Genomic DNA, 19,099 nt, shown 5'->3' with positions numbered 1-19,099 from the left:
GGCTGCGGGCGCTCACCGCTCGGCGGCATCATGGTCGGGTGAGCTTTGATGCGTTGCTGTTCCTGTCGTTCGGTGGGCCCGAAGGCCCGGATGAGGTCCGGCCGTTCCTGGAGAACGTGACCAGAGGCAGGGGAGTGCCGCCGGAACGCCTCGACGAGGTCGCCGAGCACTACCACCACTTCGGCGGGGTGTCGCCGATCAACCGGCTCAACAAGGACATCATGTCCGCGCTGGAGGCCGAGCTCGCCGAGCAGGGCCGCCGGCTGCCGGTGTACTTCGGGAACCGCAACTGGCACCCGATGGTCGAGGACACCGTCGCGAAGATGGCCGACGACGGGGTGCGCCGCGCGCTGGTGTTCGCCACGTCCGCGTGGGGCGGTTACTCGGGCTGCAAGCAGTACCACGAGGACATCGCGCGGGCCCGCGCCGCGGTCGGCGACCGGGCGCCGGAACTGGTGAAGATCCGGCAGTTCTTCGACCACCCGCTGTTCATCGAGGCCAACGCCGACGCGGTGCGCCGCGCGTTCGCCGAGCTGGACCCGGCGCAGCGTGAGCAGGCACGGCTGGTGTTCACCGCGCACTCGATCCCGCTGAAGGCCGACGCGCAGGACGGGCCGGACGGCCGCCCGCAGTGGTACTCCCGCCAGGTCGCGGAGGCGTCGCGGCTGGTCGCCGAGGCGGCCGGGGTGGACGCCTACGACCTGGTGTGGCAGTCGCGGTCGGGCCCGCCGCAGGTGCCGTGGCTGGAGCCGGACGTCTGCGACCACCTCGACGACCTGCACGCCAAGGGCGTCCAGGCGGTGGTGGTCAGCCCGATCGGCTTCGTCTCCGACCACCTCGAGGTGATCTGGGACCTGGACAACGAGGCCGCGGAGAAGGCCGCCGAGCTGGGCATGGGCTTCGCCCGCGCGGCGACGGCGGGGCCGGACCCGCGCTTCGCGAAGCTGATCGTCGAGCTGATCGCGGAGCACACCGACGGAGCCGAGCCCCGCAAGCTCTCCGAGCTGCCGGCGGCGGGCTCCAGCGCCAACGGCGAACCCTGCGCCCCGGGCTGCTGAGGCCCGGACCTGGCGAAACGATGGGGGTCACCTTCAGGCGAAGGTGACCCCCATCGTCATGTTCAGGACTTTTCCGCGTGGTCGCCGAGGACGCGGACCATTTCGGCGACCGACGCGCGGCGGGCCGCCCGGACCGCGTCGAACAGCGGGCGCAGGGCCTCCGTGCGGCCGCGGATCGCCGAAGCCGACAGGGCGCCGCCGGGGGCGTCGTCGGTGGCGACCCACAGGATCGCCTCCACCTCGGTGGCTCGCTGCAGGATGCGCAGGGTGCGCTGCGGCACGCCCTCGGGCCACGGCGGCACCGGGCGGGCCGAGATGGTCTGGGCGATCTCCTCGCGGACCCCGGGCCGGTGCTTGGCGACGCCGAGGTCGATCAGCGCGGTAGCCGCTTCCCGCATCGCCGAGGCCATGCCGTGCTCGGCCTCGCCGATCGGCAGGTGCTCGGCCGGCGGCAGGTCCTCGATGCCGAACACCGTCCAGCGCAGGATTCCTTCGGCGATGCGCTGGGGGACCAGGCCTATCCCGGCCTGCGGCAGCACGACGGCCTCGCCGCCGCGCATGGCCAGCTTCGCGAACGGGCTCGCACCACCGAGACCGCGGACATCACCGGGCACCGGCAGCACCAGCTGGCCGTCGCCGGCGCCGGCTTTGCGCAGCGCGGCCAGCAGCAGCGCCGGACCGGCCGGGGTCTCCTGCGGGCCGGGGAGGTCCAGCCGCGCGGCCAGTTCCTCGTCGGCGGCGAGCACTTCCTGCGACTCGGCCCAGGTCTGCAGGGCATCGAGCACGTCGTCCGAGGCGGCTGCACCGTGCAGCCAGGCGGACGTCCAGACAACCATCGTGGCGCTTGGGCAAGGCACGTCGAGAGAGGGTACGGACCGGATCCGGGGCGTGTCTTCCCGGGGGCTGCGACTGTGATCTGCGCTTCGGCGGCGCGCCGCCGACCACGTTGTCCCCGATCGGATTAACGTGACGTCCCGTGCGTTCGGTCAACTACGGCAAGGACATCCTCGCGGGCCCGCGGCGGCGGGAGGTGCCCGAGATCCCCGCCGAACCCGGCCTGGTCGTCGAGGACCCGGCCAGCGGGTTCTGCGGCGCGGTGCTGCGGGTGGAGAAGGACACCGTCGTGCTGGAGGACCGGCACGGCAAGCAGCGGTTGTTCCCGATGCGGCCGGCCGCGTTCCTGTTCGAGGGGAAGCCGGCGACGCTGGTGCCGGTGCGCGGCGGCGCGCCCGCGAAGCCGAAGCGGTCGGCATCCGGGTCGGTGCGCGTCGAAGGACTGCGGGCGCGCACCGCGCGCGGCAGCCGGATCTGGGTGGAGGGGCAGCACGACGCCGAGCTCGTCGAGCGGATCTGGGGGCACGATCTGCGGGTGGAGGGCGTGGTCGTGGAGCCGCTGCACGGCGTCGACGACCTGCCCGGGCTGCTGGCGGAGTTCGCACCGGAGCCGGGTCGGCGGGTCGGCGTGCTGGTGGACCACCTGGTGCCCGGCAGCAAGGAGTCCCGCCTCGTCGAGGGCATCGACGACCCGGACGTGCTGATCACCGGCCACCCGTTCGTCGACATCTGGGAGGCGGTCAAGCCCCAGGTGCTGGGCATCCCCGGCTGGCCGCGGGTGCCGCGCGGGACGGACTGGAAGCAGGGCGTCTGCGCCGAGCTGGGCTGGGGCGAACCGGCCGCCGGGTGGCGGCGGGTCCTGTCGGCGGTGTCGGGCTTCCGGGACGTCGAGACGCCGCTGCTCGGCGCGGTCGAGCGGCTCATCGACTTCGTCACCGAGCCGAGCTGAGCCGAGCGCGGCCGGCGACATCACGCGTTGATCACGTCGCGAGATTCGTCCATTCCCGCTCTCGCGGCGTCTGTCACCATGGGTGATATGACGCCTGCGCTGCTTTGGCTCATCGCCGGGGTACTGCTGATCGGTGCCGAGGTGCTTTCCGGGGAATTCGTCCTGGTGATGCTCGGCGCCGCGGCGCTGGGTGCCGCCGGCGCTTCGGCGCTGGGGGCGCCGCTGCCGGTGGACGCGGTGGTGTTCGCGGTGCTGGGGCTGGGGTTGGTCTTCCTGGCGCGGCCCGCGTTGAAGCGGCGGCTGCGACTGCCGCACGAGCTCAAGACCAATGTGGACGCCTTGGTCGGCAAGCACGCGCTGGTGGAATCCACTGTGGACGCGCACGGTGGTCAGGTGCGCATCGAGGGGGCGCTGTGGTCGGCGCGGGCGTTCGACGAAACCCAGGTTATCGAGGCGGGCCAGACGGTCACCGTGATGGAGATCGCGGGCGCGACCGCCGTCGTGTGGGCCGAGCCGTGAGGAGATTGATGTACGCATGACCGGACTGATCGTGCTAGTGGTCGTGGTGCTGCTGGTGCTGATCATCGCCGTCAAGTCGGTGATGGTCGTGCCGCAGGCCCAGTCGGCGGTGATCGAACGGCTCGGGAAGTTCCGGTCGGTGGCCGAGCCGGGGCTGAACTTCCTGGTGCCGTTCTTCGACCGGGTGCGCGCCCGGATCGACCTGCGCGAGCAGGTCGTCTCGTTCCCGCCGCAGCCGGTGATCACCCAGGACAACCTGACGGTGTCCATCGACACCGTGGTGTACTTCCAGGTCACCGACTCGCGCTCCGCGGTGTACGAGATCTCCAACTACATCATCGCGGTGGAGCAGCTGACGACCACGACGCTGCGCAACGTGGTCGGCGCGATGAGCCTGGAGGAGACGCTGACCTCGCGGGACGCGATCAACACGCAGCTGCGCGGGGTGCTGGACCAGGAGACCGGGCGCTGGGGCATCCGGGTCGCGCGGGTCGAGCTCAAGGCGATCGACCCGCCGCCGTCCATCCAGGACTCGATGGAGAAGCAGATGCGCGCCGACCGGGAGAAGCGCGCGATGATCCTCAACGCCGAAGGCGCGCGGGAGTCGGCGATCAAGACCGCCGAGGGCCAGAAGCAGGCCTCGATACTCGCGGCCGAGGGGCAGAAGCAGGCGGCGATCCTGGCCGCCGAGGCGGACCGCCAGTCCAGCATCCTGCGGGCGCAGGGCGAGCGGGCCAGCCGGTACCTGCAGGCGCAGGGCCAGGCGAAGGCGATCGAGAAGGTCTTCGCGGCCGTCAAGCGCGGCAAGCCGACGCCGGAGCTGCTGGCCTACCAGTACCTGCAGACGCTGCCGCAGATGGCGCAGGGCGACGCGAACAAGGTGTGGCTGGTGCCCAGCGAGTTCGGCAAGTCCCTGGAGGGCTTCGCGCGGATGCTCGGCGCGCCCGGCGAGGACGGCGTGTTCCGCTACGAGCCGCCGAAGGAGGAGCCGCCGACCGGCGCGCCGGAAGAGGAGGAGGACTCGGTCAAGTCCTGGTTCGACACCTCGACCACGCCGGAGGTCGCGGAGGCCGTCCGGGCGGCCGAGGCGGTGGCCCGCAAGGAGGTGCCCAGCGCGACGGATCTGGGCACCCGTGCGCTGCCGGAGCAGCCGGAGCAGCAGGGCTGAGCTGAAGTCAGGAGAAGGGCCCGGCGGAACGTGGTTCCCGCCGGGCCCTTCTCGTTCAGCTGCCCGCGTAGGTCCCGAAGCTCCAGGTGTTGCCTTCCGGGTCGCGGACGACGAAGTCCCGTGAGCCGTAGTCCTGATCGGACGGTTCGAGGACGACCTCCGCCCCGGCCGCGACGGCGCGCTCGAACAGCGCGTCGGGATCGTCGGTGACCACGTAGGCGGTGCCAGAGCCCCGCGGCTTGGCGAACGGGCTCGCCTGGTCGCAGGTGCCGAACATGATGCCGCCGCCGTGCGGCCAGCCGAGTTCCACGTGCACGATCTCGCCGTCGTCGCCGGGCACGATCAGGGTTTCCTCGAAGCCGAAGGCCTCGACCAGGAAGCGGATGGCGGCCTTCTTGTCGGTGTAGGGGATCAGCGGCCAGATGCCGGTTCGCGTCGCGTTCGTCGTCATGGCCTCAGGATGCGTCGGCGAGGTGCGTCGCGCCTTGGACGAATGGAAGCTCCTCGGCCATCCACCGCGACGGCGGCACGCCGGTGAACTCCAGCCAGTCGCGGTTGAAGTGGGCCTGGTCGGAGTAGCCGCAGTCGGCGGCGACGTCGGCGAGGCTGCCGCGGGCGCCGCTGATCAACCGGCCGCGCGCCTGTTCGAGCCGCATCACCCGGCTGATCAGCTTGGGCGGCAGGCCGAACTCGCGGCGGAACCGCGAGCCGAGGTGCTGGCGGCTCCAGCCGACGTCGGCGGCCAGGGACGCGACGGGAGCGTGTCCGTGCGTCTCGGTCATCCGCCGCCAGATCCAGCCGAGCTCGGGGGAGGGGAGCGCGGCCGGGGCCGCGAGCCGGGCGAGCGCGTCGTTGAGGAGGGCGAAGCGATCGCTCCAGGTGGTCGCGGAGCGCAGCCGCTCGACGAGTTCCTCGGTGGCGGCCGCGCCCAGCATCGCGGCGAGGTCGACGCCGGTGTCGGCGAGTTCCCCGGCGGGCATGCCCAGCAGCGCGCGGGCACCCAGCGGCGTCAGGCCCAGCTGGATGCCGTGCTGCAGTTCGCCGTGCGTGATCCGGGTCGGTTTGCGGTGCAGCCCGCCGATGAGGGCGGTGTAGGACTGCGCTGGCCCCGAATCGGGGGCGATGTCGACCGTTTCGTCCAGGGTGAGGATCACGGTCAAGCTCCGCGACGGCAGGCCGCGGTGCACGCCGGGCGCCGAGCGGATGCGGTATCCCGCCATGTCAGTGATCAGCGGGCGCAGGTGGGGCGGCGGCTTCGCCTTGACGTACTGCGTCTCAGCCACGCCCGAAGACTAGACGCCGGGTCTGACGCCCGCGTTGCCCTACTCGTCGGCGGCACCGGATCGCGCCGCGGTGGCCGCCGACGTCGTGTACGCCATCGTGAAGCCGCCGCCGATCTCGTCGATGGCGGTCCCGACGGCGTCCAGCACCTCCGCCAGCTCGTCCGGCGGGAGCAGGGTGAGGGCGCCGGTGGTGGGCAGGAGGTTCAGCCATTCCTCGCGGGTGTAGCGCTGCTCCCAGTCGAATCGCCACTGGTCCGGCTCGCCGAACTCGCCCGACTGCCGGATCCCGTCGATGGCGGTGGCGAACATCGTCTGGTAGACGTCCTGGGCAGGCTTGGCCGATCGGGTGCGGAGGGCCAACGGCGAGTCCGGCGCCACCCGCCGGTAGGCCGCGGCGAAGGCCTCCGCCACCGGGGGAGGGGGCTCGAAGACGTGCGCGAACACCGCCAACCGACCGCCGGGCCGGAGCACCCGCGCGGCCTTGGCGGCGCCCGCGACCGGGTCCACCCAGTGCCAGGCCTGGCCGGCGACGACCGCGTCGAAGGTCCGGCCGGCGGGATCCCACGCCTCGAAGGTCGCCACCTCGACCTCGACGCCGGTTCGCCGGGCGAACTCGGCCATCCGCGCGTCGGGGTCGACGCCGAGCACGGCGCAGCCGGCCGCCTGGAACTGGCGGGCTTCGATGCCGGTGCCGCAGCCGACGTCGAGGACGTCGGGGCCGGGGCTGGCGGCGACGATCCGCTCCACCAGGGCGTCGGGGTAGTGGGGCCGGGCCTGGTCGTAGCGCTCGGGGTCGACGCCGAACGACTCCGCCATCTTGCGGGCTCGATGCGGCTCGGGATGGGCCGGGGACGATTCCCCGGACGGTATAGTGGGCATGTGCCCACCCTAGTGGGCGCGTGCCCACTAGGGCAACAGGGCCATCGATTTGCGGAGGGATTGCGCGGTGCCGACCGGGGTGCACATTCGTGACGCGCGACAGCAGCTGTTCGACGCCGCCGAGCGCGTCTTGCTGCGGGACGGGCCGAGCGCGCTGACCAGCAGGGCGGTCACCGACGAGGCTGGATGCGCCAAGGGCGTCCTGCACCGGCACTTCGCCGACTTCGACGCCTTCCTCGCCGAGCTCGTGCGGGATCGCATCGCCTGGATCGAATCCCAGACCACCAGCCTCCGCGCAGCAGCCGGGACCGGCACCGTCGCGGGCAACCTCACCGGTGCGCTGACGGACCTGTTCGACTCGGTCGCGTCGGCGATCGTCGGCCTCGTCGTCTTCCGGGACGAGCTCCGCGCCCGGCTGCGCCGGAGCGGGCTCGCCCACGGCCTCCCGCTCCTGGCGGAAGCCGGCGCCATGATCGCCTCCTACCTCGCCGACGAGCGCGAGCTGGGCCGCATCGCCGCCGACGCGGACGTCGACTCGCTCGCGCTCTCGCTGATCGGGGCCGGGCACCTGCTGTTCGCCGGTGGGGCATCGCCGGATGCCGGAGCCGTCGACAAGGTCGTCACCGCGGTGATCGCCGATGTCGTGCAGCGACGCCTGCTGTGAACCGGTTCACCGGGGAGAGGTGATCTGCACGCGGTCGCTGTCGTCGTCGGAGAGGAACGACGCGAGCTCCTGGCCCTGCTCGGCGACGGCGGTGCGGTCGGCCTGGGAGAAGCGGCGCAGCGGGGTGACGATCACGGTGTCGGCCTCGACGGTCCAGGTCGCGGCGACCCGGCCGTCGACCAGGACGAAGCGAGCGCCGGTGACCGACAGGCCGCGATGGGCGTCGTCGATGATCCGGCTGCGGTCGTCGTAGCCGAGGACCGCGTTGTCGAACGCCGGCAGGAACCGCACCGGGGCGGGTGTGCCGGGGTCGGGGCGCGGCGCGTCGGGCAGATCCAGCAATTTCCGGCCTCGCTCGTCGCGGAGGACCACCAGCTCATCGCGCATCGCGGCCACCGCTGCGGGCAGCCCGGCGAGGCCGCACCAGGCGCGCAGGTCGGCCGACGAGGCCGGGCCGAACGCGGCCAGGTAACGCCGCACCAGCGCCTGTCCCACCGGGTCGGCGCCGTCCGGGGGCAGCGGGTCGATCTCGCGCCCCAGCCAGTGGGAGAACAGTGCATTGCGCACGCCTGCCTTCGCCCGCCAGAGCCCGCGCGGCGGCAGCTGCACCACCGGGATGAGGGCGGCGAGCAGCATTTCGCCCAGCGCCCGCACCCCTGCCGTCGGCCAGCGCTCGGTGAGAACCCGCGCGAGTTCGGGCATCGAGCGCGGCTCGCCGTCAGCCATCACCGCCCGGCCCGCCGCCGCGAGATCGTCGAGATCGACTCCATCGAGCTCGCGGCGGTAGGTCCCGAGCACCCGCTGGCGCAGCATGGCGTCGTAGCGGGCCCGCCAGGACAGCGCGTCGTCGGCGGTGACGAGGTGGACGGTGCGGCGCATGAGGTGGATCCGCACCACACCCCGCCCCGTCAGCAGGTCCGAGAGCGCAGCCGGGGCGAACGCGCGCAGCCGGGACCAGAGTCCGACGAACGGTTCCTGCGGTTCTTGCGCTTGCAAGCCGCCGAGGTGGGCGACGGCGTCGAGAGCAGGCATGTCGGCGCGATCGAGCAGCAGCTGCCGGGCCAGCGTCGCGCGGTTGAGCGCCCGGGCGTCGAGAACGGTCATCGGGCCGGCACCTCGCCGATGATCCGGACTCGGTCGATCATGGCGCCTAGGCAGGGGCGGAGAACCCGCCCGCGCTCGCGCATCTTCACGGCGACGCAGTTCCTTTCGATTCCGTGCAAGCCCGATCTGGTCGAGATGCCGCCGGGTCAGCTCGCCGTCTGGCCGTCGAGCGTCTCGCGCAGGATGTCCGCGTGCCCAGCGTGCTGGGTGGTCTCGGCGATGACGTGCACCAGCACCCGGCGGACGCTGCGCACAGCTGCCGGCTCGTTCCAGGGCGCTTCCGGTAGCGGGTGCGTCGCAGACAGGTCGGGCACGGCGGCGATGATCTCCCCGCTGCGGGCGGCGACCTGCTCGTAGCGCTCGACGACCCCGGCCAGCGTTTCGCCCGGCAGCATCCGGAAGTCGTTCTGGTGGTCGATCGCCCACTGCGGGATCTCGCGTGCGGTACCGGCCGCCATGTCCGCCCAGGTGACACCGTCCGGCAGGTCGAAGCGCATCGCAGACGGCCCGTCGAGCGCGAAGCGCATCCACTGTTCCTCCATGGACGCGACGTGCTTGATCAGCCCGCCCAGGCACAGCGCGCTGGCCGTCGGGCGCTCGCCGGCCTGCTCGTCGCTGAGCCCGCGCGTCGTGTTGATCAGGGCGGATCGTGCGGTCGCGAGCGCGGTGAGCAGGTCGGCCCGCTCGTCGTCGAGGGTGGCGGTCACGCCCGTGCGGTGGTTCTCGTCGTTCGGCATGAGACCACGGTCGCAGGAGAAGCGGACAGGTTGTGACCTCTTCTCGGGGCAGTATTGGTTCATGCCGAAGACATCCGCGCGACTGCTGTCGCTGCTCTCCCTGCTCCAGGCGCGCCGCGACTGGCCGGGGGCGCTGCTGGCCGAGCGGCTGGAGGTCAGCGAGCGGACCGTGCGCCGCGATGTCGACCGCTTGCGCGAGCTCGGCTATCCCGTGGTGGCGACCAAAGGCCCGGACGGCGGGTACCGGCTGGACGCGGGCGCGGAACTCCCGCCGCTGCTGTTCGACGACGAGCAGGCCATCGCCCTCGCCGTCGCGCTCCAGATCGCCGCCACCGCCGGTGCGGGCATCGAGGAAGCCGCGTCGCGAGCGCTGAACACCGTCCGGCAGGTCATGCCCGCACGGCTGCGCCGCCGGATCGACACCTTCCAGATCACCGCCGTCGAGCGGCCCGCGACCGCACCGCCCCCGCAGGTCGACAGCGGCGTGCTCGTGGCGCTCAGCGCCGCCGTCCACGCCTGCGAGGTGCTGCGCTTCGACTACGCGCCCGTGTCCCCGTCGCGGATGGACAGCGGTGGTGCGCCGCGCCGGGTGCAGCCGCACCACCTCGTCACCTGGGGTGGGCGCTGGTACCTCGTCGCCTGGGATCTCGACCGCGAGGACTGGCGCACCTTCCGCGCGGACCGGATCACCCCGCGCATCCCCACGGGACCCCGCTTCGTCCCGCGCGAGCTGCCGGGAGGTGACGTGGCCGCCTTCGTCTCCGGCAGGTTCCGGGGCTTCGACGGCTCCGGCGACTGGCCCTGCCGCGGGGAGGTGATCCTCGACGTGCCCGCCGGCGCGGTGTCCCCCTACGTCCGGGACGGCGTGGTCGAGGAGCTCGGCCCGGACCGCTGCCGGCTCGTCCTCGGCTCCTGGTCGTGGCCCGGCCTGGCCGCCACCATCGGCAGGTTCGACGCGGACATCGAGGTCGTCGGGCCGACCGAGCTCAAGGACGCCTTCGCGCGCCTCGCCCGCCGCTACGACGCCGCGGCGAGCGGCCGGAACCGCTAGGGGAGTGCGGCCCGCCGGTTGGCGCGGAATCCAGGTAACCGATATAACTGGTTACATGGCATTGAGCTGGAAGCTGGTCATCGACAGCACTAACGCACCCGTCCTCGCGGACTTCTGGGCCGAGGCCCTGGGCTACGAGGTGGAAGACCCCAGCGCGCTCATCGAGCAGCTGCTGGCCGCCGGCCACATCGGCGAGGAGGCGGTCGTCGAGCATCGCGGCCGCAAGAACTTCCGCGGCTACGCCGCAGTCCGCCACCCCGAGGACCCGTTCGACGAGGCCAGCGGCGTCGGCCGCGGCCGACGACTGCTCTTCCAGGACGTGCCCGAGGGCAAAACCGGCAAGAACCGCCTGCACGTCGACGTCCACAGCGAGCGCGGTGGACGCGAGGAGCTGGTGGCCCGGCTGGAAGGACTGGGGGCGACCCGCGTCCGCGAGTTCGACCAGGGGCCCGCCGGGCACTGGTGGATCATGCAGGACCCCGAAGGCAACGAGTTCTGCGTGGCGTAGACCTGCGTCGGGTCGGGCCTCGACTCGGCCCGACGCAGTAATTTTATAGCCACAATCACTTCAGTGTTGATCGAAATTAATCCTCCGATGGGCCGCTGACCACACCGGCCCATCGTTCAAAAACGGCGTCAGACGTCCGAATCCGGATCGAGGTAGGGGCCGCCTGCCACGCCGAACGCGCGGACCGTGCCCAGGAGGTGCTCGCGCAGCCGGGACTTGGCCAGCTCGGGGTCGCCGTCGCGGAGCGCGTCCGCGAGGTGCGCGTGCTGCTGGGTGATGCGAGGGCGCACGGCGTGGGTGCGGGCCATGGCCGTGATCCGCATCTGCTTGTCGCGCAGGGCGTTGTAGAGGTCGGCGACCACGGGGTTGCCCGCCGAGGCCACCAGCGTCGCGTGGAACGCGCGGTCGGTCTCGTGCATCTCGGCGTCGCTGAGATCGGCGGCGTCGCAGGCCGGGTGCGCGGCCAGTTGCTCACCGACGGCGGTCATCGCCTCGCGGCCCTGCATGGCGAGCTTGTCGATGGCGAAGCTCTCCAGCGCCAGCCGGGCCTCGACGACGGCTCGCGCCTCGGTGGGGGTCACCGGCACGACCAGCGCGCCGCGCTTCGGGTACAGCCGCAGGAATCCTTCGGTCTGCAGTCGCAGGAACGCCTCGCGCACCGGGGTGCGCGACATCTGCAGCGCGTTCGCGACTTCGCCCTCGGACAGCAGCTCGCCGTCGGGGTAGCTGCCGTCCAGCAGGCCGGCCTTGACGTGGTGGTAGGCGCGGTCCGCGGCGGGGAGCTCGGCTGCGGCGGGAGTGGCGGAGGACACGGCTTCGCGTGGTGTTGCGCTCGACACGAGGTCATCGTACTTCCACCCAACTTGTATCTATGGTGAATACAAGATTTTCCAGGGGAGGAGTTTCCGGTGTCCGAGACCGTCATGACCGCGCCACCCGCCAGGGAGCAGGGTGATCGCCCCAGCTCGTCGAGGGTGGCGTGGCTGGTGTGGGGAGTCGGCGCGCTCTGCTACTGCGCGGCGCTTTTCCACCGCGCCAGCCTCGGCGTGGCGGCGCCGGAAGCGCTGCAGCGCTTCGAAACCGGACCCGCGGTCCTGGCGCTGTTCTCCGCGCTGCAGCTCGGTGTCTACCTGGTCCTGCAGGTGCCGTCCGGACTGCTGGCCGACCGGCTCGGGCCGCGGAAGGTGATCACCGGCGGCATGGTCGCGATGGCCGTCGGGTCGGCGGTGTTCGCGCTCACCGGGTCGATCATCGGCGGGATCGCCGGCCGCATGCTCATCGGCTTCGGCGACGCGTTCATGTTCACCAACGTGCTGCGGCTGGCGGCGCACTGGTTCCCGCCGCACCGGTTCGGCAAGGTCGCGGCCCTGACCGGGCTCGCGGGTGGCCTGGGCCAGGTCGTCTCGACGCTGCCGCTTGGCCTCGCGCTGCACAGCGTGGGCTGGGTGCCGACGTTCCTCGGCGCGGCCGGGCTGACGGTCGTGCTCGCGGTGGTCGCGGGGCTGGCGATCCGGGACCAACCCGCGAACGCCCGGCCGGAGCACGAAGCGCCCGAGTCGCCGGAGCGGGTCTGGCACACGTTGCGCCACGTGGTCGCGCAGCGCGGCACCAAGCACTCCTTCTGGGTGCACTTCGTGCTGATGTCGCAGTTCCTGGCGGTGACGACGCTGTGGGGCGGGCCGTGGCTGACGAAGTCGCAGGGGCACGGCCAGGCCGAGGTCGGCTCGCTGCTGATGCTCAGCGTGTTGGGGTTCATCGCGGGCTCGTGGTTCGCGGGCCAGTACATCTCCGGCCGCCCGCAGCGGCGCGATCGGTTCACCCTGGGCCTGTCGTCAGTCGTGGTGCTGGTGTGGGCGGTGCTGGTCGGCTGGCCGGGGACGTTGCCGATGCCGGTGCTGGTGGTGGCGCTGGTGCTCGTCGGTGTCGGCGGCGGCGGGGCCATGCTGGCCTTCGATGGGGCGCGGATGGCCAACGCGGCACACCGTTCCGGGACCGCGTCGGGCGTGGTCAACATGGGCGGGTTCTCCGCGGCCGTGCTGGTCCAGCTGCTGGTGGGTGCGGTGCTGCAGGCGGTGTCGCAGCTGCCCGCGGCGCAGGCGTACCGCTGGGCGTTCGCCCCGGTGCTGGTGCTGATGGCGGTCGGCACCCTGGCGCAGTGGTTGCGGCGTCCGGTGAAGGCAGGCTGACTCGGCGCGCCGCCTACACGCGCCCGGCGGGGGAGCTAGGGTCGGTGGGCGGACGTGGCACCGACCGGCCACCGACGGTCGGGCTCAGCGATGGAGGCCCTTGTTGACCGCGGCGCTGGAACTGCACAACTTCGTCGGCGGCGAGCCCGCCGACACCCTGGCCGGAGAGACGTTGCCGCTGGTGGATCCGAGCACCGGCGAGGAATACGGCACCGCTCCGCTGACGAGGTGGATGGATGTGGACGCGGTGATGGCGGTCGCCGCGTCGGCGTTCGAGTCCTGGTCGCAAGCGACGCCTCGGCAGCGGCAGCAGGTGTTGCTGGACGTCGCCGACGCGATCGAGGACCGGGCCGACGAGCTGGTGGTCGCGGAGTGCCGCAACACCGGCAAGCCCTGGTCGGTGGTGCGCGATGACGAGCTGCCGTTGGCGGTGGACCTGATCCGCTTCTACGCGGGGGCCGCGCGGGTGCAGGAGGACGGCGCGGGCGGTGAGTACCAGCCGGGGCACACGTCGTTCTCGCGGCGGGAGCCGATCGGCGTGTGCGCCCAGGTCACGTCGTGGACGCATCCGTTGCTGCTGGCGGCGGCGAAGTTCGCGCCGGCGTTGGCGGCGGGGAACACCGTGGTGCTCAAGCCGGCCGAGACGACGCCGGTGAGCACGGCGTTGATGGTGGAGATCGCGAGCGGTTTCCTGCCGGCCGGGGCGTTGAACCTGATCTGCGGGGATCGCGACAGCGGCCGGGCGATGGTGGCGCACGAGGTGCCCGGGATGTTCTCGATCACCGGCACGGTGCGGTCCGGGATGGAGGTCGCGGGTTCGGTGGCGGCCGATCTCAAGCGGGCGCACCTGCAGCTGGGTGGGAAGGCGCCGGCGGTGGTGTTCGACGATGCGGACGTGCCGCGGGCGGCGCGGCGGATCGCCGCGGCGGCGTTCGGGAATGCGGGGCAGAGCTGCACGGCGGCGAGCCGGGTGCTGGCGGGTCCGGAGGTGTTCGACGAGCTGGTGGCGGCGTTGGCGGAGTGGGCAGAGGCGATGCGGCCGGGGCCGCCGCAGGATCCGGATGCGGCGTTCGGGCCGTTGAACAGCCTGGGGCAGTTGGAGTTGGTGCAGGCGCATCTGGAGCGGCTGCCGGAGCACGCGCGGATCGTCGCGGGTGGGCGGCGCAAGGGGGAGCGGGGGTTCTTCCACGAGGCGACGGTGGTCGCCGGGGTGGAGCAGGACGACGAGCTGGTGCAGAACGAGGTGCTGGGGCCGGTGCTGACGGTGCAGCGCTTCGACAGCGAGCAGGAGGCCGTGGAGCTGGCCAACGGGGTGCGCTACGGGTTGGTGTCGAGCATCTGGACGCGTGATCACGCGCGGGCGATGCGGGTGTCGCGGCGGATGCAGGCCGGGACGGTGTGGATCAACACGCACCACCCGTTCGTGGCGGAGATGCCGCACAGCGGGTTCAAGCATTCGGCGTCGGCGCGGGACTTCGGCCGCTACGGGCTGGAGGAGTACAGCCGGATCAAGCACGTGATGTCGGCCTGGGACGAGGAGTAGGGCCTGCGGAGGACTCGTTTAGGGGCTTGACCTGCAACATTCCAGGCCATCACAGCCAAGGCGGGCGCTGTGGCGGGCTGTCAGCCGGCGGAGTCGGTTTCCGGGGTGCGCATGGCGATGGCCAGCAAGGCGGCGGCCGGGCCGGTGAGCTGGAGTCCGGCGCGCCAGACCGCGTGCAGCGGTCGGTGCAGGTCGAGGCCCGTGGCGGGCACGTCGACGAGGCGTTGTTCGGCTAGGTCGGTGGCGACGGCGAGGACGCTGAGGACCGCGGGGCCGGCGCCGGCGACGACGGAGTTGCGCACGGCGGTGGTGGAGCGGAGTTCGAGCAGCGGGGTGACGGGCTCGGCGCCGACTCCGACGAGTGCGCGGTGGAGGGTTTCGCGGGTTCCGGAGCCGTGTTCGCGCACGATCAGCGGGGTGGCGGCGAGCTCGGTGGCGGTCAGGGGGCGGCGCAGCCTGGCCCAGGGGTGTTCGGGCGGGGCGACGACGACCATGCGGTCGCGGGTGACGAACCGGACCGAGACGCCTTCGGGTGGCACCGGGGTTTCGATGAAGCCGAGGTCGGCGTGGCCGTGGCGGACGGCTTCGGCGACGGCCAGGGAGTTGGCGACGTCGAGTTCGAGGGGCACGTCGGGGAGGGTGGCGCGGAGCCGGCTGATCCACCGGGGCGCGAGGTATTCGGCGATGGTCATGCTGGCGGCGACGCGGAGCTTGGCTTCGTGCTGGGCGCGCAGGGCGCGCACGCCGTTCATCAGGCCGTCGACGTGGGCGAGGACTTGCCTGGCCCAGTCGCAGACCATGGTTCCGGCGGGGGTGAGCGTGCAGCCCTGACGGGTGCGTTCCACCAGCGGGAGGGCGAGCTGGCGTTCCAGCCTGCTGAGCCGCTTGCTGGCGGAGGGCTGGCTGATGCGCAGTTCGGCCGCGGCGGCTCCGATGCTGCCGAGCTCACCGACGAGGACCAGCAGCCGGAGCGATTCGGGGTCGGGCGGGGCCATGCCACAAGGATAGGTCGGTGGCCGGGCGGTGTCGGTGGGCCACCGGCTGCCGTGCTGGTGGGGCATGCACTTCGGCTATGACGTCCTGTGCAGATCACGGCTACTGCGCGGGTGGCCGGGTGGCGAGCCTGTAAGGGTGACGAAGACGTTCAGCTCGCAGCAGTCGGGTATCGGTGCGTTGTGGCCGGGGCTGGTGGTGACCGGCGCGGCGGTCGCGGTGTCCTTGGTGGTGTCCGGGTTGTTCCCGGCGGTGAGTGCGTTGACCGCTGCGGTGGTGCTGGGCATCGTGGCCGGGAACGTGCCGGGATTTCCGGAGGCGACCCGGCCGGGCATCGCGTGGGCGACGAAGAGGCTGTTGCGCGTCGGGGTGGTGCTGCTGGGTTTGCAGCTGTCGGTTTCGCAGGTGCTGGGGCTGGGGACGGGCACCGTGGTGGCGGTGTTGCTGATCGTGGGGCTGACGTTTCTGGGGACGTTGCTGATCGGCCGGCTGATGCGGGTGCCGCGCGGTTTGTCGGTGCTGGTGGCGACGGGGTTCTCGATCTGCGGTGCGTCAGCGGTGGCGGCGATGGAGAGCGTCGTCGAACGCGAGGATGAGGACGTGGCCACGAGCGTGGCGATGGTGACGGTGTTCGGGACGATCACGATGCTGGCGTTGCCCGCGATGGCCGCCGGGATGGGGTTGTCGGCTGATGAGATCGGCCGGATCGCCGGCGGGAGCGTGCACGAGGTGGCGCAGGTGGTGGCGGCCGCGTCGCCGGCGGGCGGTGCGGCGGTGGCGGTCGCGGTGGTGGTCAAGCTGAGCAGGGTCGTGTTGCTGGCCCCGATGGTGACCGCGGTGAGCCTGGTGGAGCGCCGGCGTCGTGGTGCGGCCGGCGGTGAGCGTCCGCCGGTGATGCCGTTGTTCGTGTTCGGTTTCCTGGTCGCGGTGGCGGTGCGCAGCGTGGATGTGCTGCCGGTCGTGGTGCTGGACGGGGCGAAGCAGCTGACCACGCTGCTGCTGGCGGGTGCGTTGTTCGCGCTGGGTTTCGGGGTGCGGGTCAAGGCGTTGCTGCGCAACGGGCCGAAGGCCTTCGCGCTGGCGGCTTGTTCCACTCTGCTGGTGACGGCGCTGGGCTTCGCCACCATGCTGTCGTTGGCGTGATCGCGGGTTCAGGGGGTGTGCGGGCGGAGCCGGGGCTGGGTCTGCTCGTAGGCGCGGGCGGCGCGGAGGACCTTGGCGTCGGCGTGGCGGGGGCCGATGATCTGCAGGCCGATCGGCAGCCCGTCGGTGGTGTTCCCGCAGGGGACGCTGATGGCCGGCTGCTGGGTCATGTTGAACGGGTAGGTGAACGGGGTCCAGCTGGTCCAGCGCGGGTGGGGGGAGCCGGGCGGGACTTCCAGGCCCGCTTCGAACGCCGGGATCGGCACGGTCGGGGTCAGCAGCAGGTCGTAGGTCTGGTGGAAGGCGCCCATGCGCTGGCCCAGCAGCATCCGGGTGTTGGTGGCTTCGAGGTAGTCCTGCGCGGAGTAGGTGAGGCCTTGCCGGCAGATCTCGTGCAGCCCGGGGTCGAGCAGTTCGCGTTGTTCGGGGGTGAGGTGTTCGACGGACTTGGCGGCACCGGCGAACCACAGCACGTGGAAGTCCTCGACGGGGTCGGTGATGCCGGGGTCGACCTGCTCGACGACGGCGCCGAGTTCTTCGAAGGTGCGGGCGGCGGCGGTGATCGCGCGGGCCACCTCGGGGTCGACGGGGGTGTCGAAGCCGAGGTCGAGGCTGATCGCGATGTGCAGGCCGCGCACTCCGGAGTCGAGTCCGTCCAGGAAGGACGTGCTCGGTGGTTCCAGCGCGGACCAGTCGCGGATGTCCGGTTCGGACAGCACGTCGAGCATCAGCGCGGTCTCGGTGACCGTGCCGGTCATCGGTCCGGCGTGGGCGAGGGTGCCGTAGGGGCTGGCGGGGTAGTGCGGGATTCGGCCGTAGGTGGCTTTGAGGGCGACGATGCCGCAGAACGCGGCGGGGATGCGCACGGATCCGCCGCCGTCGGTGCCGATGGCCAGGGGCGCCATGCCCAGCGCGACGGCCGCCGCGGCGCCGCCGCTGGAGCCGCCGGCGGTGCGGGTGGGGTCCCACGGGTTGCGGGTGATGCCTTGCAGCGGGCTGTCGGTGACGCCCTTCCACGCCAGTTCCGGTGTGGTGGTCTTGCCGACGAACACGGCGTTGTGCTCGCGGAGGCGGGCGACGGAGGGTGCGTCGGCGGTCCACTTCTGGTGCGGGTCGATGGTTCGGGAGCCGCGCAGCGTCGGCCAGTGCTCGGTGAGGAAGATGTCCTTGATCGAGGTCGGCACGCCGTCGAGCCGCCCGGCGGGTTCGCCGCGGTGCCAGCGCTTTTCGGACGCCCTGGCCTGGTCCATCGCGCGGTCGGCGTCGACCAGGCAGTAGGCGTTGACCGCCGGGTCGGCGTCGGCGATGCGGCGCAGCGCGGCCTCGGTCGCCTCCACCGGGGACAGCTCGCCCGCGGCGTAGGCGGCGAGCAGTTCGGTGGCGGTGAGGTCGGCGACCGTGCGTTCGGCCGGGTGCGTGTTCGCCATCAGTGCTCCGTTCCGCTGATGTAACCCCGTTGCTTGTCGACCACGTTGCGCAGCTGCGTGCCGTCGGTGTAGCTGCGCAGGTTCTCGAGGAACAGGTCGACGAGTTCGTCGACCCAGCCGATGGTGTCGCCGGACATGTGCGGGGAGACGAGCACGTTGGGCATCTCCCACAGCGGCGATGTCTCCGGCAGTGGTTCGGTGTCGAAGACGTCGAGGGCGGCGCCGCCCAGTTGCCCGGATCGCAGGGCGGCGATGAGGTCGGTTTCGACGACGAGTTCGCCGCGGCCGACGTTGATCAGCCGCGCGGTGGGCCGGCAGTGGGCGAGGACCTCGGCGTCGACGAGTCCCTTGGTCTGCTCGGTCAGCGGGGCGGCGAGCACGACGTAGTCGAAGGCGCCGATGACGTGGGCGAGGTCGCTGGAGGCGTGCACGTCGCCGAAGTCGGGGTCGTCGCTGCGCCCGACGCGTCCGGCGCCGGACACGGTGAGCCCGGCGGCGGTGAGCTGGCGGGCGATGGCGCGGCCGATCGGTCCGGTGCCCACGACGAGGGCGGATTTGCCCGCGACGCGTTCGGTCACGCGGTGCTGCCACTGCTTGCGGTCCTGCAGTCGCAGCGTGGTGTGCAGGTCCTTGGCGAAGGCGAGCACGGTGGCGAGCACGTATTCGGCCATCGGGCGGTCGAAGACGCCGCGGGAGTTGGTCAGCAGCACGTCGGAGTCCTGCAGCGCGGGGAACAGCAGGCGGTCGACTCCGGCGCTGGCGGCGTGCACCCAGCGGAGGGCGTCGGCGCGGGGCCAGGCGTCGGTGACGGCTTCGGAGCGGAAGGCCCAGACGAACAGCACGTCTGCGCCGGGCAGCGCGTCGGCCAGTTGGCCGGCGTCGGCGTAGCGCAGCTCGGCGTGGGCTTGGATGCGGGCCATTTCCGCCGGTGGGGTCCCGCCGTGGAGGACGACGACCGTGGGAGTGCGGTGGATCATGACCTGACCTTAGGTGCGGTGGGGCATGGGGGCCGGGCAGCGGTGATCGTCGGGCGCGCCGGGTTAAGAGTTCGTT

20 protein-coding genes are annotated in these 19,099 nt (G+C 72.0%); 10 read left to right on the top strand and 10 right to left on the bottom strand.

The window, feature by feature from the left end; genetic code table 11:
- Positions 1-38 precede the first annotated feature (38 nt).
- Positions 39-1,058, top strand: a complete 1,020-nt coding sequence (locus ACWEV3_RS04715) for a ferrochelatase (protein ID WP_452612573.1) — start codon at positions 39-41, stop codon at positions 1,056-1,058.
- Between the two features lie 62 nt (positions 1,059-1,120).
- Here ACWEV3_RS04715 and ACWEV3_RS04710 read toward each other — a convergent pair whose 3' ends face one another.
- Positions 1,121-1,894 carry a hypothetical protein gene (locus ACWEV3_RS04710; protein ID WP_452612572.1) on the bottom strand — a complete coding sequence of 258 codons (774 nt, stop codon included), beginning with the start codon at positions 1,892-1,894 and terminating at the stop codon, positions 1,121-1,123.
- A gap of 140 nt (positions 1,895-2,034) precedes the next feature.
- Between ACWEV3_RS04710 and ACWEV3_RS04705 the strand changes: the two genes are divergently transcribed.
- The 3 genes from ACWEV3_RS04705 to ACWEV3_RS04695 all read left to right on the top strand — a co-directional run bounded on the left by ACWEV3_RS04705 (position 2,035) and on the right by ACWEV3_RS04695 (position 4,528).
- On the top strand, positions 2,035-2,841 hold the full coding sequence (locus ACWEV3_RS04705) for a DUF3097 domain-containing protein (protein WP_452612571.1): 807 nt from the start codon (positions 2,035-2,037) through the stop codon (positions 2,839-2,841).
- 87 nt (positions 2,842-2,928) lie between these two features.
- A complete protein-coding gene (locus ACWEV3_RS04700; RefSeq protein WP_452612570.1) occupies positions 2,929-3,360 on the top strand; it encodes an NfeD family protein in 432 nt (143 codons plus the stop codon).
- Positions 3,361-3,376: 16 nt separating this feature from the next.
- A complete protein-coding gene (locus tag ACWEV3_RS04695; protein ID WP_452612569.1) occupies positions 3,377-4,528 on the top strand; it encodes an SPFH domain-containing protein in 1,152 nt (383 codons plus the stop codon).
- Between the two features lie 55 nt (positions 4,529-4,583).
- On the opposite strand, the gene ACWEV3_RS04690 is transcribed toward ACWEV3_RS04695, so the two are convergent.
- From ACWEV3_RS04690 to ACWEV3_RS04680, 3 genes are read right to left on the bottom strand one after another with little or no spacing between them, the layout of a single operon-like run.
- Positions 4,584-4,979 carry a VOC family protein gene (locus ACWEV3_RS04690; RefSeq protein WP_132486113.1) on the bottom strand — a complete coding sequence of 132 codons (396 nt, stop codon included), beginning with the start codon at positions 4,977-4,979 and terminating at the stop codon, positions 4,584-4,586.
- A 4-nt stretch (positions 4,980-4,983) separates the two neighbouring features.
- Positions 4,984-5,811, bottom strand: a complete 828-nt coding sequence (locus ACWEV3_RS04685) for a helix-turn-helix domain-containing protein (RefSeq protein ID WP_452612568.1) — start codon at positions 5,809-5,811, stop codon at positions 4,984-4,986.
- Positions 5,812-5,850: 39 nt separating this feature from the next.
- Positions 5,851-6,627, bottom strand: a complete 777-nt coding sequence (locus tag ACWEV3_RS04680; protein ID WP_452612659.1) for a class I SAM-dependent methyltransferase — start codon at positions 6,625-6,627, stop codon at positions 5,851-5,853.
- Between the two features lie 130 nt (positions 6,628-6,757).
- Here ACWEV3_RS04680 and ACWEV3_RS04675 point away from each other — a divergent pair, with 130 nt between their 5' ends.
- Entirely contained in the window at positions 6,758-7,354 is a 597-nt protein-coding gene (locus tag ACWEV3_RS04675) for a TetR/AcrR family transcriptional regulator (protein WP_452612567.1), read from the top strand.
- 6 nt (positions 7,355-7,360) lie between these two features.
- Here the strand turns inward: ACWEV3_RS04675 and ACWEV3_RS04670 are convergent, their stop codons facing one another.
- Both ACWEV3_RS04670 and ACWEV3_RS04665 read right to left on the bottom strand, forming a co-directional pair.
- Positions 7,361-8,458 (bottom strand): winged helix DNA-binding domain-containing protein, encoded by a 1,098-nt coding sequence (locus ACWEV3_RS04670; RefSeq protein ID WP_452612566.1) that lies wholly within the window; start codon positions 8,456-8,458, stop codon positions 7,361-7,363.
- A 146-nt stretch (positions 8,459-8,604) separates the two neighbouring features.
- The gene (locus tag ACWEV3_RS04665; RefSeq protein ID WP_452612565.1) at positions 8,605-9,195 is read right to left on the bottom strand and encodes a DinB family protein; all 591 of its coding nucleotides are present in this window, start codon (positions 9,193-9,195) and stop codon (positions 8,605-8,607) included.
- A 61-nt stretch (positions 9,196-9,256) separates the two neighbouring features.
- Here ACWEV3_RS04665 and ACWEV3_RS04660 point away from each other — a divergent pair, with 61 nt between their 5' ends.
- A complete protein-coding gene (locus tag ACWEV3_RS04660) occupies positions 9,257-10,246 on the top strand; it encodes a helix-turn-helix transcriptional regulator (protein WP_452612564.1) in 990 nt (329 codons plus the stop codon).
- A gap of 55 nt (positions 10,247-10,301) precedes the next feature.
- Positions 10,302-10,754, top strand: a complete 453-nt coding sequence (locus ACWEV3_RS04655; protein ID WP_452612563.1) for a VOC family protein — start codon at positions 10,302-10,304, stop codon at positions 10,752-10,754.
- Between the two features lie 128 nt (positions 10,755-10,882).
- Here ACWEV3_RS04655 and ACWEV3_RS04650 read toward each other — a convergent pair whose 3' ends face one another.
- Complete coding sequence (locus ACWEV3_RS04650; protein WP_397525826.1) at positions 10,883-11,593, bottom strand: GntR family transcriptional regulator; 711 nt, start codon at positions 11,591-11,593, stop codon at positions 10,883-10,885.
- A gap of 69 nt (positions 11,594-11,662) precedes the next feature.
- Here ACWEV3_RS04650 and ACWEV3_RS04645 point away from each other — a divergent pair, with 69 nt between their 5' ends.
- Entirely contained in the window at positions 11,663-12,940 is a 1,278-nt protein-coding gene (locus tag ACWEV3_RS04645; protein WP_452612562.1) for an MFS transporter, read from the top strand.
- A 103-nt stretch (positions 12,941-13,043) separates the two neighbouring features.
- A complete protein-coding gene (locus ACWEV3_RS04640) occupies positions 13,044-14,483 on the top strand; it encodes an aldehyde dehydrogenase family protein (protein ID WP_452612561.1) in 1,440 nt (479 codons plus the stop codon).
- Between the two features lie 80 nt (positions 14,484-14,563).
- On the opposite strand, the gene ACWEV3_RS04635 is transcribed toward ACWEV3_RS04640, so the two are convergent.
- Positions 14,564-15,478: a LysR family transcriptional regulator gene (locus tag ACWEV3_RS04635; protein WP_452612560.1), complete on the bottom strand. Its 915-nt coding sequence runs from the start codon at positions 15,476-15,478 to the stop codon at positions 14,564-14,566.
- 136 nt (positions 15,479-15,614) lie between these two features.
- Here ACWEV3_RS04635 and ACWEV3_RS04630 point away from each other — a divergent pair, with 136 nt between their 5' ends.
- Positions 15,615-16,619, top strand: a complete 1,005-nt coding sequence (locus ACWEV3_RS04630; RefSeq protein ID WP_452612559.1) for a YeiH family protein — start codon at positions 15,615-15,617, stop codon at positions 16,617-16,619.
- Between the two features lie 8 nt (positions 16,620-16,627).
- Here the strand turns inward: ACWEV3_RS04630 and ACWEV3_RS04625 are convergent, their stop codons facing one another.
- Positions 16,628-18,046, bottom strand: a complete 1,419-nt coding sequence (locus ACWEV3_RS04625; RefSeq protein WP_452612558.1) for an amidase — start codon at positions 18,044-18,046, stop codon at positions 16,628-16,630.
- A complete protein-coding gene (locus tag ACWEV3_RS04620) occupies positions 18,046-19,023 on the bottom strand; it encodes a D-2-hydroxyacid dehydrogenase (RefSeq protein ID WP_452612557.1) in 978 nt (325 codons plus the stop codon). The genes ACWEV3_RS04625 and ACWEV3_RS04620 overlap by 1 nt, the downstream gene beginning before the upstream one ends.
- Positions 19,024-19,099 lie beyond the last annotated feature (76 nt).

It is taken from the genome of Saccharopolyspora sp. NPDC003752 (assembly GCF_053605825.1).
This window is presented reverse-complemented; position numbering and strand designations above follow the sequence as displayed.